Source organism: Methylomonas sp. DH-1 (assembly GCF_046097555.1).
GTDB lineage: Bacteria > Pseudomonadota > Gammaproteobacteria > Methylococcales > Methylomonadaceae > Methylomonas > Methylomonas koyamae.
Window position 1 is genome coordinate 1,838,669 of the sequence record NZ_CP143089.1, and the last position, 15,541, is coordinate 1,854,209.

Here is a 15,541-nt window from a genome sequence, read left to right on the forward strand (position 1 = left end):
CTCGCTGCTAAGCCGTTGAGTTAAAAAAACAAGTGCTTAAATAGCGAGTCGCTAGTAAAAAATCCTGCTTTCAACACAACATATTGTGTTAATATTTTTCGAAAGCACTATATCCAGTATGTGGCCGCACGGGGCATTTTATGCCGCAACGCTTGCCGCATCGAACTTTCCGGCGTGCCGGCCCAGCCGGTAACGCCGTTCCGTAAACCTACTCAATCCATAAAAAGGGAAGCCACGAATGACCGCAAAACTTCATGTTGTGACGCCAAACGATACCGACATTCCGCTACAAAGCGCTTCGCTGGACATCTGGGACAGCAAGTACCGTTTGAAGACCAAAGACGGCCGCGCCATCGACGAAACCATCGACGATACCTACAAGCGGGTCGCCAAGGCCTTGTCCAGCGTGGAGAAAACCAAAGCCCTGCAAGAAAAACATTACAAAGAATTTCTGTGGGCCTTGCGCAAGGGCGTGATTCCGGCCGGCCGCATCGTTTCCAACGCCGGCGCGCTGGAACACAAACCGGCCACGTCGACCATTAACTGCACCGTATCCGGCATCATCGAAGACTCGATGGACGACATTCTGCGCAAGGTCCACGAAGCCGGCCTGACCTTGAAAGCCGGCTGCGGCATCGGTTACGAATTCTCGACCCTACGCCCGCGCGACGCCTACGTCTCCGGCGCCGGCGCCTATACCTCCGGCCCGCTGTCGTTCATGGATATTTACGACAAGATGTGCTTCACCGTCTCGTCCGCCGGCGGCCGCCGCGGCGCGCAAATGGCCACCTTCGACGTGGCCCATCCGGACGTGGTGGATTTCATCCGCGCCAAACGCGAAGACGGCCGTCTGCGCCAGTTCAACCTGTCGTTGCTGATTACCAGCGAATTCGTCGAAGCGGTGAAAAGCAACGGCCAATGGCCGCTGTCGTTCCCTATCACCGAGCGCGAAGCCAACGCCGATCAACTGGATTTGACCGACAGCAGCAAGATTATCTGGCGCGATCTGCCCAACAAAAAAGGCTACGTCGTCAACGGCGACGGCCTGGTGGCTTGCCGCATCACTAAAGTCATGCCGGCCCGCCGCTTGTGGGACATCATCATGTCCTCGACCTACGATTATGCCGAACCCGGCTTCATCCTGATCGACAAAGTCAACGAGATGAACAACAACTGGTTCTGCGAGCACATCCGCGCCACCAACCCCTGCGGCGAGCAGCCGCTGCCGCCTTACGGTTCCTGCCTGTTGGGCTCGATCAACCTGACCCGCTTCGTGCATCAACCTTTCGGCAAGGAAGCGGCGTTCGATTGGGACGATTACCGCAAGACCATCCGCATCTTCACCCGCATGCTGGACAACGTCGTGGAAATCAACGGTTTACCGCTGGAAAAACAACGCGACGAAATCGTCGGCAAACGCCGCCACGGCATGGGCTATCTGGGCTTGGGCTCGACCATTACGATGCTGGGCATGAAATACGGCGACGAGGCGTCGCTGGCGTTTACCGAGCAAGTCACCAAAGAACTGGCTTTGGAAGGCTGGCGCACCGGCCTGGAGCTGGCCAAGGAAAAAGGCCCGGCGCCGATCATGGAGCAGATGTTCGAAGTCACCGGCGAAATGCTGCACAAACGCCCGGAAATGAAAACAGACGGCTACAAACTCGGCGACCAAGTGCCGGGCCGGGTATTGCACGCCAAGTACAGCCGCTACATGCAGAAAGTCGCGCAGGAAGAGCCGGAATTGGTGGCGGAACTGGCCGAAGTGGGTTGCCGCTTTACCCACCACAGCTCAATCGCGCCGACCGGCACGATTTCCTTGTCGCTGGCCAACAACGCCAGCAACGGCATCGAACCCAGCTTTGCCCACCATTATTCGCGCAACGTAATCCGCGAGGGCAAAAAGTCCAAGGAAAAGATCGACGTGTTTTCCTTCGAACTACTGGCCTACCGCCATCTGGTCAACCCGGACGCAATGCCGTATAGCGACGATCCCAAGCAAAAACTGCCGGATTACTTCATCGCCGCCGATGATATTTCACCGAAGCAGCACGTCGACATCCAGGCCGCCGCCCAACGCTGGATCGACTCCTCGATTTCCAAAACCGCCAACGTGCCGACCGACTACCCGTACGAAGACTTCAAGTCGATCTACGAATACGCCTACGAGCAAGGCCTGAAAGGCTGCACCACCTTCCGTTTCAATCCGGAAGTGTTTCAGGGCGTATTGGTCAAGGAATCCGATTTGGAAAACACCACCTACCAGTTCACGCTGGAAGACGGCCACGTCGTCGAATTCAAAGGCAACGAAGAAGTGGAATACGACGGCGAAATCCACACCGCCGCCAACTTGTTCGACGCGTTGAAGGAAGGCTATTACGGCAAGTTTTGATTTGCCTTGGGAGAAACGCCATGCCAGCAATTTCAATGTTTTACGGGATCATCGTCTACATGTATTTTCTGGATAACAAACAGCACAAGCTGCCGCATATCCACGCCAAATACCAAGGCTATGAAGTCGTGGTTGCGATTCCCGAAGGCGAAGTTTTGGAAGGCGAGATACCTAACGCCCAAATGAAACTGCTGCAAGCCTGGATAGAATTGCATAAGGACGAATTGATTGCCGACTGGCAATTGGCGGTAACCGGCGAACAACCCTACAAAATCGAGCCGTTGAGGTAAGCCATGAATCCGAGAGTCAAATCGGTACAAGCCAGCGACGATTACTCGTTAATGCTTGAATTCACCGACGGTAGCCGGGGCGTTTACGACTGCAAACCGTTGTTGGATTTCGGCGTATTCAAGGAGCTGAGCGACAGGCAGTATTTCAAACGCGCCGAAGTCATTGACGGCACGGTGGTTTGGCCGCATGAGCAAGATATCTGTCCGGATACGCTGTACCTTGATTCGGTAAAACTGGTAAACGCCTCTTAGTTTTTAAAGAACATTTACGGCTCGTTACCTTGGCGAGCCGACAACCTTTTTAGGCAAACGACATGACCCTACACAAAATCAACAAAAAAATCGTCGGCTACAAAGTGCTGAGCAAAGACAACGCCGAAGCCGCACCGCAGGCGGAACAAGAAAAACCTTCGCTGGAATCGATGCACGAAAACGTCGAGCGGCCGGAAGTCTTGCTGGGCTCGACCTACAAAATCAAAACCCCGCAGTCTGAGCACGCCTTGTACATCACGATCAACGACATGATCCTGAACCAAGGCACCGCCCACGAGGAACGCCGGCCCTACGAAATCTTCATCAACAGCAAAAACATGGAGCATTTCCAGTGGGTATTGGCCTTGACCCGGGTCATCTCGGCGGTGTTCCGTAAAGGCGGCGACGCCACCTTTTTGGTGGAAGAAATGAAAGCGGTATTCGACCCGCGCGGCGGCTATTTCAAGAAAGGCGGCGTGTTCATGCCTTCATTGGTGGCGGAAATCGGTTCGGCCATCGAATCGCACATGAAGCATATCGGCATGATCAAATCGGAAAAAATGACCGACCACCAAAAACAGTTTTTGGCCGAAAAACGCCGCGAATTCGAAGCCGCCCACGGCGAGTCGGATGCGCAGGCGTTTCCGGAAAAGGCCGTGTTGTGCGTGAAGTGTTCGACTAAGGCGATGGTGTTGATGGATGGGTGTATGACTTGTTTGAATTGTGGGGAGTCGAAATGTGGTTGATTTTGTAGGGCGGATGCCGTCAATTTGGCAGAACCTCTGAGAGTTTCGCCTCACGTGTTATTTCGTATAGTTTAAATATAAAAATGGCAATAAAGGGTAGCAAATGACAATTTCGCATTCATTATTTATTAAATATGGGCTACAGCATAATCCGACCGAATATGAAATAGTAAAATGGCTGGAATTAACGCAAAAGCTGATTAATTCTGGGGCATCAAAAGAAGAAGCTGGACAGCAGGCAGCAAAAATAATATTTAGGGACTTTAATTCTGTCGTATATTGCTCGGAAGCAGATACTATTGAGGCATTACTTGCGGCAGCCAGAAACAGACATCCAGATGGCAATGGCTAATTTCACTGAAGACGAAATAAAAGTATTGATTCCTATAATCACCTTTATTTTAGGATTTATTGTTTCTCGATTTACCATGAGCAAAAAGGAGAGAAAGGATTATGAATCTTCTCTTTTTGCTACTTCGATTAAGTTATTGGAAGAACAGGACAAAGCTTTTAATGAATTTAGTGAGTCTTTGTTTTCGTATGCGAATAAAAAAGAAGCGCCAAACCTGAATGATTTTTTTTCAATAGCGACAAAAGGACAGCTATATTTTTCAAAGCTTAGCATGTCTTGTGATGCAATTATTTCGGGAAAGTTAGACAAGGATTCAGTTAAAAATACCTTTACACCAAAGGTAAAGGAATGTGTTGAACGTTCTCTGCCAGATTTTTACGACACTTTAAAGAGAATTTCAATAGCGAATAAGCTTGAATATAATGGTGAACTTAGAAAAGAAAACTACGAAAGCTTATACGTAGTATATGAAAAATACTGTATTCAGGAATAGCTCGGTAGCCGGGTAGGGTGGGCACGGTTTTTGTGCCCACGCGGAATTTAAAATTTACATGGATATTGTTTCGCTACCGCGAAACCCAATTTAACGCCGGTTCGCGGACCGGCAGCCGCGATACTTTCTTTTGCGTGGCCAAAAGAAAGTCAGGTAGGGTGGGCACGGTTTTTGTGCCCACGCGGAATTTAAAACTTACATGGATATTGTTTCGCTAACGCGATGCTTGATTTAACGCCGGTTCGCGGACCGGCAACCGCGATACTTTCTTTTGCGTGGCCAAAAGAAAGTATCCAAAGAAAAGGCCACCCCGATGCCGCTTATATCCTGCGCGCCGAAGGGTTTGAGCGGGGTTTTCGGAAGGGCTGTCCTAGCCCTCCGAAAACGCGCGGCATCCCTGCCGCGCCCCTGCCGGGCTGATCCGCTCAAACCCTCCGGTGCTCGGCGCGGCATAGGGGATTTGGTATGCGCTTCGCGCGAAAAGGTGTGGCCGCTTACGCGGCCTTTTTTTCTTTCTGGTTCCCACGTGCTACGTGGGAACCCTCGGCTTGGCCGCGCTGCGGTGCAATTCGCCGTAGCGCGGCGAATCTGAATTACCACGCAGCGCGTGGTAACTAGGAAAATTAATTCGTTTATGAAAACGCCGATGATGTGTGTGATTTGCAAATTGGGCATGATGACAGATGATTTCGCCAGCATTACATTCGAATTTGGCGGAACAGTTTTGGTATTCAAAAAGGTTCCTGCGAAAGTCTGTAATAACTGTGGAGAAGAATATTTTGAAGATAATATCTTTGCTTCGCTTCTCGAACAGGCTCGCTCACCGATGAGCCAATCGTCGCAATTTCAAATACGGCGCTTTTTACAAAATTAATAGGCGGGCATTGGGGTAGGGTGGGCACGGTTTTTGTGCCCACGCGGAATTTAAAATTTACATGGATATTGTTTCGCTACCGCGAAGCCCAATTTAACACCGGTTCGCGGACCGGCGGCCGCGATACTTTCTTTTGCGTGGCCAAAAGAAAGTATCCAAAGAAAAGGCCACCCCGATACCGCTTATATCCTGCGCGCCGAAGGGTTTGAGCGGGGTTTTCGGAAGGGCTGTCCTAGCCCTCCGAAAACGCGCGGCATCCCTGCCGCGCCCCTGCCGGGCTGATCCGCCCAAACCCTCCGGTGCTCGGCGCGGCATAAGGGGATTTGGTATGCGCTTCGCGCAAAAAGGTGTGGCCGCGTTGCGGCCCGTTCTGGTTCCCACGTGCTACGTGGGAACCCTCGGCTTGCCCGCGCTGCGGTGCAATTCACCGCAGCGCGGCGAATCTGAATTACCACGCAGCGCGTGGTAACTAGGAAAATTAATTCGTTTATGAAAACGCCGATGATGTGTGTGATTTGCAAATTGGGAATGATGACAGATGATTTCGCCAGCATTACATTTGAATTTGGCGAAACAGTTTTGGTATTCAAAAAGGTTCCTGCGAAAGTCTGTAATAACTGTGGAGAATAATATTTTGAAGATAATATCTTTGCTTCGCTTCTCGAACAGGCTCGCTCACCGATGAGCCAATCGTCGCAATTTCAAATACGGCGCTTTTTACAAAATGAATAGGCGGGCATTGGGGTAGGGTGGGCACGGTTTTTGTGCCCACGCGGAATTTAAAACTTACAGGGATATTGTTTCGCTATCGCGAAGCCTAACAGGCTGGTGAAAAACTCGAAAAGCCAAGTAGGCTAAGGCATAGATGAGCCGCCAACTGTTAAAATAGGCTACCTAAATTTGGAGCCTTTCAATGCGCGGACACGATGCCATTCAAAGTAGCTGGTTCAGCTACGTTAGCCTGGAAGAACGTATTCCCAAACAGCATCCGTTGCGTCGTTTACGTCTACTCGTCGATGGCGTATTGACCTCTATGAATGCCGTCTTTGCCGAGCGTTACTCGCACACTGGCCGCCCGTCGATTGCGCCCGAAAAACTGCTGCGCGCCTTGCTGTTGCAAGTGCTGTACACCGTTCGTAGCGAACGCCAGTTGATGGAACAGCTGGACTACAACCTGCTGTTTCGCTGGTTTGTCGGTCTGGGCATCGACGATGCTGTCTGGGAACGCAGCGTGTTCAGCGCCAACCGCGAACGGCTGCTGTCCGAAGCGCTGAGTCGCGAATTTTTTGAGCGGGTACTGGCCATAGCCGAATGGCAAAACCTGGTGTCCGACGAACACTTCAGTGTCGACGGCAGCCTCATTGAAGCCTGGGCCTCGCACAAAAGCTTCGTTAAGAAAGACGGCAGCGGCCCGGACAAACCCGCCGGCCGCAATCCCGAGGTCGACTTCAGCGGCGAAAAGCGCAGCAACGCCACCCACCAAAGCACGACAGACCCGGAAGCGCGGCTCTACAAGAAAGGCGAATACACCGAGGCCAAACTGCGTTACATCACCCATGCCTTGTCCGAGAATCGCAACGGCCTGATTGTCGATGTCGAAACCACTCAAGCCACCGGCACCGCCGAAATCGAAGCCGCGCAAACAATGATCAAACGCCGTGTGCCCAAAGGCGGTAGCGTCGGTGCCGACAAAGGCTATGACCAACCGGCGTTCGTCAACAAACTCAAGGCGCAAGACATCAAAGCCCATGTGGCCCGGAAAAAGACCGGCAGTGCCGTCGATGGCCGCACCGCGCGCGGCAAAGGTTACGCCCAAAGCCTCAAGCGCCGCAAAATCGTCGAAGAAGCCTTTGGCTGGGTCAAAACGGTCGGCGGCCTGCGCAAAACCCGTCACATCGGCTTAGCCAAAGTCGCTGGCCAAGCCTTGTTTTGCTTCGCCGCCTACAACCTGACGCGCTTGCTCAACCTATTGGTGTTCACGCCGAAACCGGCGTGGAGTGCGCCCACCTAGGGTGAAGTACGCCTGAAAACCGTCCACAGACGGCTTCAGGCGAATAAAAAGCCCTTGAAACAGGGGCAAAACGCTTGAAACTCGATGTCATGACCGATTTCAACACGAAAAAATCACGGCAACCGTGGGTAAGGGGAAATATCAGTGGGTTTTTCACCAGCCTGATAAGGGGATTTGGTATGCGCTTCGCGCAAAAAGGTGTGGCCGCGTTGCGGCCCGTTCTGGTTCCCACGTGCTACGTGGGAACCCTCGGCTTGCCCGCGCTGCGGTGCAATTCACCGCAGCGCGGCGAATCTGAATTACCACGCAGCGCGTGGTAACTAGGAAAATTAATTCGTTTATGAAAACGCCGATGATGTGTGTGATTTGCAAATTGGGCATGATGACAGATGATTTCGCCAGCATTACATTTGAATTTGGCGAAACAGTTTTGGTATTCAAAAAGGTTCCTGCGAAAGTCTGTAATAACTGTGGAGAATAATATTTTGAAGATAATATCTTTGCTTCGCTTCTCGAACAGGCTCGCTCACCGATGAGCCAATCGTCGCAATTTCAAATACGGCGCTTTTTACAAAATGAATAGGCGGGCATTGGGGTAGGGTGGGCACGGTTTTTGTGCCCACGCGGAATTTAAAACTTACAGGGATATTGTTTCGCTATCGCGAAGCCTAATTGTACGCCGGTTCGCGGACCGGCAACCGCGATACTTTCTTTTGGTTGGCCAAAAGAAAGTATCCAAAGAAAAGGCCACCCCGATGCCGCTTTGATCCTGCGCGCCGGAGGGTTTGAGCGGGGTTTTTTTCTGGTTCCCACGTGCTACGTGGGAACCCTCGGCTTGCCCGCGCTGCGGCGAATCTGAATTACCACGCAGCGCGTGGGGACCAGAAAATTAGGAAATCTAAGGCATTTGACTGGTAACCAAGCTCCGGCTTGGTTACCTGATCTTGGAAGCTCCTGCTTCTCGATTAAATTAACGAAAGCTGGAGCTTTCAAGATAAAGTTCCCAAACTGGAGTTTGGGAAGCAGGAAACCGGGAAAACACGTCGGCTGGTGACGAATCTAATGAAATTAAATTATGACCCGGAGACGGATTCGCTATATATCCATTTGCGGGATATACCGTCGGTTGATTTCCTTGAAATTTCGGATGGACTTATATTGGATTTTGATGCCGACGGAGTTGCCGTGGGCATCGATATACAGCATGCCGGTAAGATGGCGGATATAAATTTTCTGACGACGATGAATATTCCATACCATCAAAAAAATAGGCATGTTTTCTGGTTCCCACGTGCTACGTGGGAACCCTCGGCTTGGCCGCGCTGCGTGGTTACTAGGAAAAAGAAAAGGCACCCCGATGTCGCTTTGACCCTGCCCGCCGAAGGGTTTGAGCGTGGGATTCGGAAGGGCTGTCCTAGCCCTCCGGTGCTCGGCGCGGCATAGGGGAGAAAACCAACCTCTTGATGTATATGTCAGCATTCCCCGCAGATACTGATTAGCCTCAGCGTAATCGGACGCATATACAGACTGGTGTAACGTTGTTTTAATGGTTTGCTATCGGCGGCCTGATTTAGCGCCGGTTTTATCGTGTCGCCCCTGGAACGATTCAATTAACGGCTCGCAATTGGGCAATGCAATCTATTCCGATCTTGTTTAAAGAAAACTGAGGTAAATGTGAAAATATTATCTTTGATTCTATCTGTGTTGATTTTAACGGCCTGTTCAACTCACCAATTGAAAACGACTGCGTCTGAAACTGTTTCGAGTTATGGCAAGGATATTAAACTCAATGTCACCGGCGCAAATCCTGAGATTGTCGATAAACTTACGCGTTATATCCAGGCTTCACTTCTAACCGAAGGATTTAATGTCGTTACCGACGAGAATGCCACGCACCTGGATGTAGTGATTTCGGCGTTCGATCCGGGAAATGCCGCCTTACGTTTGACGATAGGCTTCGGCGCGGGGCGGGGATCTTTGGTGTACAACGCCAAATATACGAAGAACGGCAAGCTGTTGGTCGATTACGATGGCGCCGAGCGGTTTACCGGCTTGGAAATTGCGCCCGGAACCAAATACGAGACTTTCCGAAATTTTGGAGGCGAGGAAACGTCGACGCTCATTTTGCTAGAAGAAGCGTCAAAACATATCGTTGAACAGGCGACAGTAAACGGAAAATAAACATATTTTCGATCGTCTCCCGGTGCCTCGGAAGGTCCAGTATATGCGGGTTATGGGCCTGATCGCCGCAGCGCGGCTCGGTCGGGGTTACCACGCGGCGCGTGGTAACCAGGAAAACCCTCCGGTGCTCGGCGAGGCATAGGGGGGAACCAACCATTTTTCTGGTTCCCACATGCTACGTGGGAACCCACGGCTTGCCCGCGTTGCGGTGCAGAAAATTAGGGAATCTAAGGCATTTCCGGTATCCGCTGACGACTTTTAAGCTGCCGCGGGGTTTCCTCCCGTTATTCCGCCCCGAGCATCGCAGATTTTGACGAGATTAGCCCGAAGGGGCGATGCACGGATGCACCGCGTTTTCCGCAGGGGCTGGGAAGCCCCTTCGGAAAACCCTCGGCAAAATCGAGAAGCGCAGGATTAAGGCGGAATGCCGGGGCGCCTTTTCTTTGGATACTTTCTTTTGGTCGAAAATTGCTCCTGCATTTTCGGCATTCGCTACATCCCTGTAGCTTGCAAAACAAAAGAAAGTATCTCGGCTGTCGGGCCGAGACCCGACTTCAAATAAACCCGTCGCGACAGCGACACCATTAAACCAAACAGCAATAAACGAACACTCCTACTCACCATGCAAATCTGGATCGACGCCGACGCCTGCCCCAAGGCAATCAAAGACATTCTGTTTCGGGCAGCGGAACGTTGCCAATTGACGACGACGCTGGTGGCGAACCAATCCTTGCCGCTGCCGCCGTCGCGTTACATTCGGATGCTGCGGGTCGGCGGCGGTTTCGATGTGGCGGATAACGAGATCGTGCAGCGCATGTCGGCCGGCGATTTGGTGGTGACCGGCGATATTCCGCTGGCGGCGCAGGTCATCGCCAAGGGTGGGTACGTCATCGATACTCGCGGCGAAGCGTACAGCCGGGACAATATCGGCGAGCGGCTGGCGATGCGGGATTTCATGGACGGCCTGCGCTCCAGCGGCGTCGACACCGGCGGCCCGGCGGCGTTGAGTTCGCGCGATGTGCAGAACTTCGCTAACCAATTGGATCGCTTCCTGGCCCGTCATGCCGGCTTGAGCTAAATCGCCCGGGCGATATGCGTGGCCGGCGTATTGGTTGCCCCGGTCAAAAGGCGCGATTCGAGCCGGCAGCGGTCGGCGCCAGGGAATGGCGATTTGGTGCGGCGCTGCAGGCCGGTTCCGCCGGCATGGGGGCGCCACGGCCCGGCGACGGTGTTGCGCGACAACCGATCCGGCACCAGCGCCAGCGCAACGAATTCAAGCGCAGTAAAGTTCAAACCAAGGTCGCTGCATCCAACAATTTTACGCCCCGCCGCTGGCGGAAACTGACCACCGGCATCAGGCCGCGATCCCATAATTGGTGGGCCTGCTTTTCGTTCAATACCACTTCCGTTGCCGCTTGCAACACGCTTTCGCCATCCTGCGGATAACTGAACGCCGGCACGTCGCCGAAAAAACCGGTGGATTCGTCGACGGTTTGCTCGGCTTTGACCAGGAAACGGGCGGCGAGAAAGGCGGGGTTGCTCCACAGCAATTCGGCCGGATCGGGCGGGACACCGCATTCTTCGAAATCCAACCCTTGCAGCGGATCGCGCTTGGCGCCGTAAGGCAGGCGTTGCAGTATGCCGGGATAGGCCAGCATCAAACGCTCGCCGCCGACTTCGGCGCAGATTTCCGGCCATTGTTGGCCGGTTGCGGAGGCCGGATCTAGCAGGTTCGCCGCCAGTTCGTGGCCGGCCGCCGTTATAAAGCGGGCGTGGCAAGCGGCGGCCAATGCGCTGCAATAGCGCAGGGTGGGACGGTCTTGGCCGTCGGCGTTGAAGGTGTAATCGCCCAGCAGCAGCACTTGCCGGCCAGCGTCGGCGGTTTGCATATGCGCGGCCAGTTTTTGTTTCAGCGTGTCCGGTTCGTTTTGCGCGGCCTGGGCCAGTTCCTGCTGGCTCAGATCGAGTAAAAACCATTGCTGGGCGTCGGCGCCTTCCTCGTTCAACAGGTCGCGCAGGGCCAGCCATAACGCCTCCAACCCTCGAAAGTCCGGGCTGCGCAGTAGCGTGGCGATAAATTGCGAGATGGTGGCATCGACCACTGCGGCCAGTGCTTGGTGTTCGGCGCTGACCGACTTTGCCACGTGCGGCGCGACCATGTCGCGTATCAACCGCTCCACCGAATCGGTAGCGGGCGACGTAGCTTCCGGCCGCTTGCCCAGCAGGCGTTCCAACATGTCTTCCTGGCTTTCGCCGGCCGGTTCGGCCGGGACCGGCGCCGGAGCTGAGGCCGGAAAGAAGGCGCGGATTTTGGCTGCGGCCTGTTCGGCGTTATGCGGGTTATGCAAATCCCGTTTCAATTGTTGCAGGTCGGCCAACAACTTGATTTTCCCGATCCAGGCGTCCGGGTGGAAATCTTCGATGGCTTCGAATGCCAATGCCGAACCGGGGCCGAGTTCGATGCTAGGCGCGATTTGCCGCATCACCTGTGCGAAGTTGTCGACGTCGATTTTGCGAATCGGCCGTTGCGGCCAAGCCAGTTCGTGGCGGCCGGAGAAACTGCCCAGTACATAAACCCGGTAACCTTCGCCGCCGGAGCTTTTGCGCTGTGCGCCACGGGTCTGAAACCCCATCGTGAAATCGATTCCGCCGGCCATAAGCTCTCCTGGTCAAATTAAGGTTGTCCGGCAAAAGTAGCAGACCGGCCGCGATCCAACAAGCTACGGCCGTGCGGCCGATTGACAAAGCATGCCGGGCCGGAGTGTCATAGCGGGCAGATTACGACTCGATCGGGCAACAGCGGAGGCGGCGATGCCGGCGGAACACGAACTGGACAGACTGAGGGCAGGGATAGTCCGAGCCTATACCCGGCCGGAGGCCGAGGCAGTGGCGGCGCTGCGCGCCGGGTTGGCCGATTACGGCCCGCAGCAGGTTAGCGCCCAGGCCGAAGATCTGATCGCAGCGATTCGCGGGCGGCGGGGCGGGGCGGATTTGTTTCAGGGTTTTCTGCAGGAATACGGCCTGAACAGTGCTGAAGGGTTGCAATTGATGGGTTTGGCCGAAGCGCTGCTGCGCATCCCCGATCCGGCCACGCAAAACCGGTTTTTGCAGGACAAATTGGCCGGCGGCGATTGGCTGCGCCACCTGGGACATAGCGAATCCTGGCTGGTCAACCTCGCCAGTGGCGCCTTGGCGCTCGGCGGCGGCATAGAGCGCTGGCTGCGGCACGCCGATTCCGACCCGTTCGCGGCGCTGCTGGAGCGCTTGGGCGAACCCCTGATCCGCAGTGCGGTCGGCCAAGCCATGCGCATCCTGGCCGAGCAGTTCGTCATTGCCGAGGACATCGCCAGTGCCTTGGCGCGGGCCGGGCGTAGCCCGCACTACCGCTATTCGTTCGACATGCTCGGCGAGGCGGCGCTGACCCTGGAAGACGCCGAGCGCTATTACGCCAGCTACGCCGCCGCCATTGCCGCGTTGGCCGTGGCGGCCGGCGCCGGGTTGTTCGAAAATCCGGGCATCTCGGTCAAATTGTCGGCCTTGTATCCGCGTTACGAGGTATTGCAACAGCGGCATGCGGTGGCGGCGATAGTCGACAAGTTGTCGAATCTGGCCAGACTGGCCAAAGCCGCCAATATCCAACTGACGGTCGATGCCGAGGAAGCCGAACGCCTGGAAATGTCGCTGGATATTTTCGCGGCGGCGTTTACCGATCCGGCATTCGCCGATTGGCCGGGCTTGGGGCTGGCGGTGCAAGCCTACCAAAAACGGGCGCCGGCCGTGATCGAGTGGCTGGCGGCGTTGGCGCAAAGCGGCGGCCGCAGGATTCCCATCCGCCTGGTGAAAGGCGCTTATTGGGATAGCGAAATCAAACGTGCCCAAGAGAACGGTTGGCAGGATTATCCGGTGTTCACCCGCAAAGCCGCGACCGATTTGTCGTATCTGGCTTGCGCTCGAGCGATTCTGGCGTGCCCGGACTGTTTTTACGGCCAGTTCGCTACCCATAACGCCCATAGCGTGCTCGCCGTCCAAGCCATGGCCGGCGCCGATCATCCCGGTTACGAGTTTCAACGCTTGCACGGCATGGGCCAGGCACTGTACGACACCTTGCTCGACTCGGGCCGGCCCGAGTTGGTTTGCCGGGTGTACGCGCCGGTCGGCGCTCATCGCGATTTGTTGCCTTATTTGGTGCGGCGATTGTTGGAAAACGGTGCCAACAGTTCCTTCGTCAACCAAATCGAAAATCCGCAGATAGCCGCCGGCCAACTGGCGCAAGATCCGGCCGTGCAGCTCGATGCTGCCGCCGGCGCGGAATTGGCGCCGCCGCCGGAGTTGTTCTCGCCGCAACGGCGAAATTCGGCCGGCACCAATCTCAGCGATCCGTCCGTGTTGCAGCATCTGCGCCGCGAACTGGACGAATATGCCGGCAAACTCTGGCAGGCCTCGCCGCTGGTCGATGGCAAACGCCTGCGCGGCGAAGGCCGGCCGGTTTACAGTCCGTACCACCGGCGCTTGGCGGTCGGCCAGGTATTGGCAAGCGGCGCGGCCGAGATCGATGCCGCGCTGCAAACCGCGGAATCGGCGTTTGCGGCCTGGTGCTTGCAACCGGTGGTTAAGCGTGCCGCCTGTCTGCAAACGGCCGCGGATTTATTCGAACGCAACCGCGCCGAGTTGCTGGCTTTATGTATCCGCGAAGGCGGCCGCACCGTGAGCGATGCCTTGGCCGAGTTGCGCGAGGCGGTGGATTTGTGCCGCTATTACGCCGCCAACGCCTTGACGTTGTTCGGCCGGCCGCAGGCCTTGCCCGGCCCGACCGGCGAGGACAATCGGCTGGGTTACCGCGGCCGCGGCGTGTTCGTCTGCATCAGCCCGTGGAATTTTCCGCTGGCGATTTTCGTCGGCCAAATCGCCGCCGCGTTGTTGGCCGGTAATAGCGTGATCGCCAAGCCGGCCGAGCAAACCGCGCTGACGGCGATGGCGGCGGTCAGGCTGTTGCACCGGGCCGGCGTGCCGAAGCCGGTGTTGCAATTGTTGCCGGGCGACGGTGCCGGCATCGGCGCCCGGTTGTTGAGCGATCCGCGCGTGGCCGGCGTCGCGTTTACCGGCTCGGTGGCAACCGCCAATCTGATCAACCGGCAATTGAGCCAACGCCCTGGGCCGATTGCGACGCTGATCGCCGAGACCGGCGGCCAGAACGCGATGTTGGCGGACAGTTCCGCCCACACCGAACAATTGGTACGCGATGCGCTGCAATCGGCCTTCAATAGCGCCGGCCAGCGTTGCTCGGCGCTGCGGGTGTTGTTTTTGCCGGAGGAGACCTGCGATGCGGTGATCGAGCGCTTGATCGGGGCGATGCGCTTGCTGCGGGTCGGCTCGCCGTGGGATTTCGATACCGATGTCGGCCCTATCGTCGACGATAGCGCCTTGGCCGCGTTGCACGCCCATCTGAGGCGCATCGCCGAAGTCGGCAAGCTGCTGTACCAAACGCCGTTGCCGGCCGCTTGCGCGAACGGCTGCTTTTTTCCGCCGAGCTTGGTGCGGATTCCCGGTTTGGCGGTGCTGGAGGGCGAAGTGTTCGGGCCGATCTTGCACGTCGTCAGCTATCGCACCGGCGAGCTGGAGCAGGCGGTCGAGGCGATCAATGCCAGCGGCTACGGCCTGACGCTGGGCCTGCACACCCGGCTCGAGTCGACGGTGCAGTATGTCGCGCGCCATGCCCGGGTCGGCAATTTGTACGTCAACCGCAACATGATAGGCGCGGTGGTCGGCGTGCAGCCGTTCGGCGGGCTGGGTCTGTCCGGCACCGGCCCGAAAGCCGGCGGCCCCAACTATCTGTTGCGGTTTGCAGTCGAGCAAACCGTCAGCATCAATACCGCCGCTATCGGTGGCAATCCCGGTTTGTTGCAAGGCCGGGCCTGACGCCGATGCTGGCCGGCAGCGCGAAATTTCGTAACCG

The 15,541-nt window shown here is 55.8% G+C and carries 17 protein-coding genes; 15 read left to right on the plus strand and 2 right to left on the minus strand.

Annotation, left to right across the window (positions count from 1 at the left end; genetic code table 11):
• Positions 1–238 precede the first annotated feature (238 nt).
• The 14 genes from VXJ35_RS08720 to VXJ35_RS08785 all read left to right on the plus strand — a co-directional run bounded on the left by VXJ35_RS08720 (position 239) and on the right by VXJ35_RS08785 (position 10,666).
• The gene (locus VXJ35_RS08720) at positions 239–2,389 is read left to right on the plus strand and encodes an adenosylcobalamin-dependent ribonucleoside-diphosphate reductase (protein ID WP_064021293.1); all 2,151 of its coding nucleotides are present in this window, start codon (positions 239–241) and stop codon (positions 2,387–2,389) included.
• A 20-nt stretch (positions 2,390–2,409) separates the two neighbouring features.
• A complete protein-coding gene (locus tag VXJ35_RS08725; protein WP_064021294.1) occupies positions 2,410–2,679 on the plus strand; it encodes a DUF4160 domain-containing protein in 270 nt (89 codons plus the stop codon).
• 3 nt (positions 2,680–2,682) lie between these two features.
• Complete coding sequence (locus VXJ35_RS08730; protein WP_064021295.1) at positions 2,683–2,931, plus strand: DUF2442 domain-containing protein; 249 nt, start codon at positions 2,683–2,685, stop codon at positions 2,929–2,931.
• Positions 2,932–2,993: 62 nt separating this feature from the next.
• Positions 2,994–3,677: an NrdJb gene (locus VXJ35_RS08735; protein WP_054763175.1), complete on the plus strand. Its 684-nt coding sequence runs from the start codon at positions 2,994–2,996 to the stop codon at positions 3,675–3,677.
• A 103-nt stretch (positions 3,678–3,780) separates the two neighbouring features.
• Positions 3,781–4,029, plus strand: a complete 249-nt coding sequence (locus tag VXJ35_RS08740; RefSeq protein WP_157198123.1) for a hypothetical protein — start codon at positions 3,781–3,783, stop codon at positions 4,027–4,029.
• Positions 4,022–4,522 (plus strand): hypothetical protein, encoded by a 501-nt coding sequence (locus VXJ35_RS08745; protein WP_157198124.1) that lies wholly within the window; start codon positions 4,022–4,024, stop codon positions 4,520–4,522. The genes VXJ35_RS08740 and VXJ35_RS08745 overlap by 8 nt, the downstream gene beginning before the upstream one ends.
• Positions 4,523–5,156: 634 nt before the next feature.
• Entirely contained in the window at positions 5,157–5,396 is a 240-nt protein-coding gene (locus VXJ35_RS08750) for a type II toxin-antitoxin system MqsA family antitoxin (RefSeq protein WP_408953933.1), read from the plus strand.
• Between the two features lie 504 nt (positions 5,397–5,900).
• Positions 5,901–6,026, plus strand: coding sequence for a YgiT-type zinc finger protein (locus tag VXJ35_RS08755; RefSeq protein WP_408953944.1), 126 nt, complete (start codon positions 5,901–5,903; stop codon positions 6,024–6,026).
• A gap of 283 nt (positions 6,027–6,309) precedes the next feature.
• Positions 6,310–7,407 (plus strand): IS5 family transposase, encoded by a 1,098-nt coding sequence (locus VXJ35_RS08760; protein WP_064020044.1) that lies wholly within the window; start codon positions 6,310–6,312, stop codon positions 7,405–7,407.
• 74 nt (positions 7,408–7,481) lie between these two features.
• Positions 7,482–7,727, plus strand: coding sequence for a hypothetical protein (locus tag VXJ35_RS08765; RefSeq protein WP_157198125.1), 246 nt, complete (start codon positions 7,482–7,484; stop codon positions 7,725–7,727).
• 35 nt (positions 7,728–7,762) lie between these two features.
• Positions 7,763–7,888 carry a YgiT-type zinc finger protein gene (locus tag VXJ35_RS08770; RefSeq protein WP_408953944.1) on the plus strand — a complete coding sequence of 42 codons (126 nt, stop codon included), beginning with the start codon at positions 7,763–7,765 and terminating at the stop codon, positions 7,886–7,888.
• Positions 7,889–8,469: 581 nt separating this feature from the next.
• Positions 8,470–8,850, plus strand: coding sequence for a DUF2283 domain-containing protein (locus VXJ35_RS08775; RefSeq protein WP_064021297.1), 381 nt, complete (start codon positions 8,470–8,472; stop codon positions 8,848–8,850).
• Between the two features lie 231 nt (positions 8,851–9,081).
• On the plus strand, positions 9,082–9,588 hold the full coding sequence (locus VXJ35_RS08780) for a DUF4410 domain-containing protein (protein WP_197496018.1): 507 nt from the start codon (positions 9,082–9,084) through the stop codon (positions 9,586–9,588).
• 622 nt (positions 9,589–10,210) lie between these two features.
• The gene (locus tag VXJ35_RS08785; protein WP_064021299.1) at positions 10,211–10,666 is read left to right on the plus strand and encodes a YaiI/YqxD family protein; all 456 of its coding nucleotides are present in this window, start codon (positions 10,211–10,213) and stop codon (positions 10,664–10,666) included.
• Here the strand turns inward: VXJ35_RS08785 and VXJ35_RS08790 are convergent.
• Together VXJ35_RS08790 and VXJ35_RS08795 are read right to left on the minus strand one after the other, a co-directional pair.
• Complete coding sequence (locus VXJ35_RS08790; RefSeq protein WP_064021300.1) at positions 10,663–10,881, minus strand: hypothetical protein; 219 nt, start codon at positions 10,879–10,881, stop codon at positions 10,663–10,665. The genes VXJ35_RS08785 and VXJ35_RS08790 overlap by 4 nt on opposite strands.
• On the minus strand, positions 10,878–12,245 hold the full coding sequence (locus tag VXJ35_RS08795; RefSeq protein WP_064021301.1) for a type VI secretion system contractile sheath domain-containing protein: 1,368 nt from the start codon (positions 12,243–12,245) through the stop codon (positions 10,878–10,880). Before VXJ35_RS08795 ends, VXJ35_RS08790 begins: the two co-directional genes overlap by 4 nt.
• 154 nt (positions 12,246–12,399) lie before the next feature.
• Here VXJ35_RS08795 and putA point away from each other — a divergent pair, with 154 nt between their 5' ends.
• Complete coding sequence (gene putA, locus VXJ35_RS08800) at positions 12,400–15,504, plus strand: bifunctional proline dehydrogenase/L-glutamate gamma-semialdehyde dehydrogenase PutA (RefSeq protein WP_064021302.1); 3,105 nt, start codon at positions 12,400–12,402, stop codon at positions 15,502–15,504.
• Positions 15,505–15,541 lie beyond the last annotated feature (37 nt).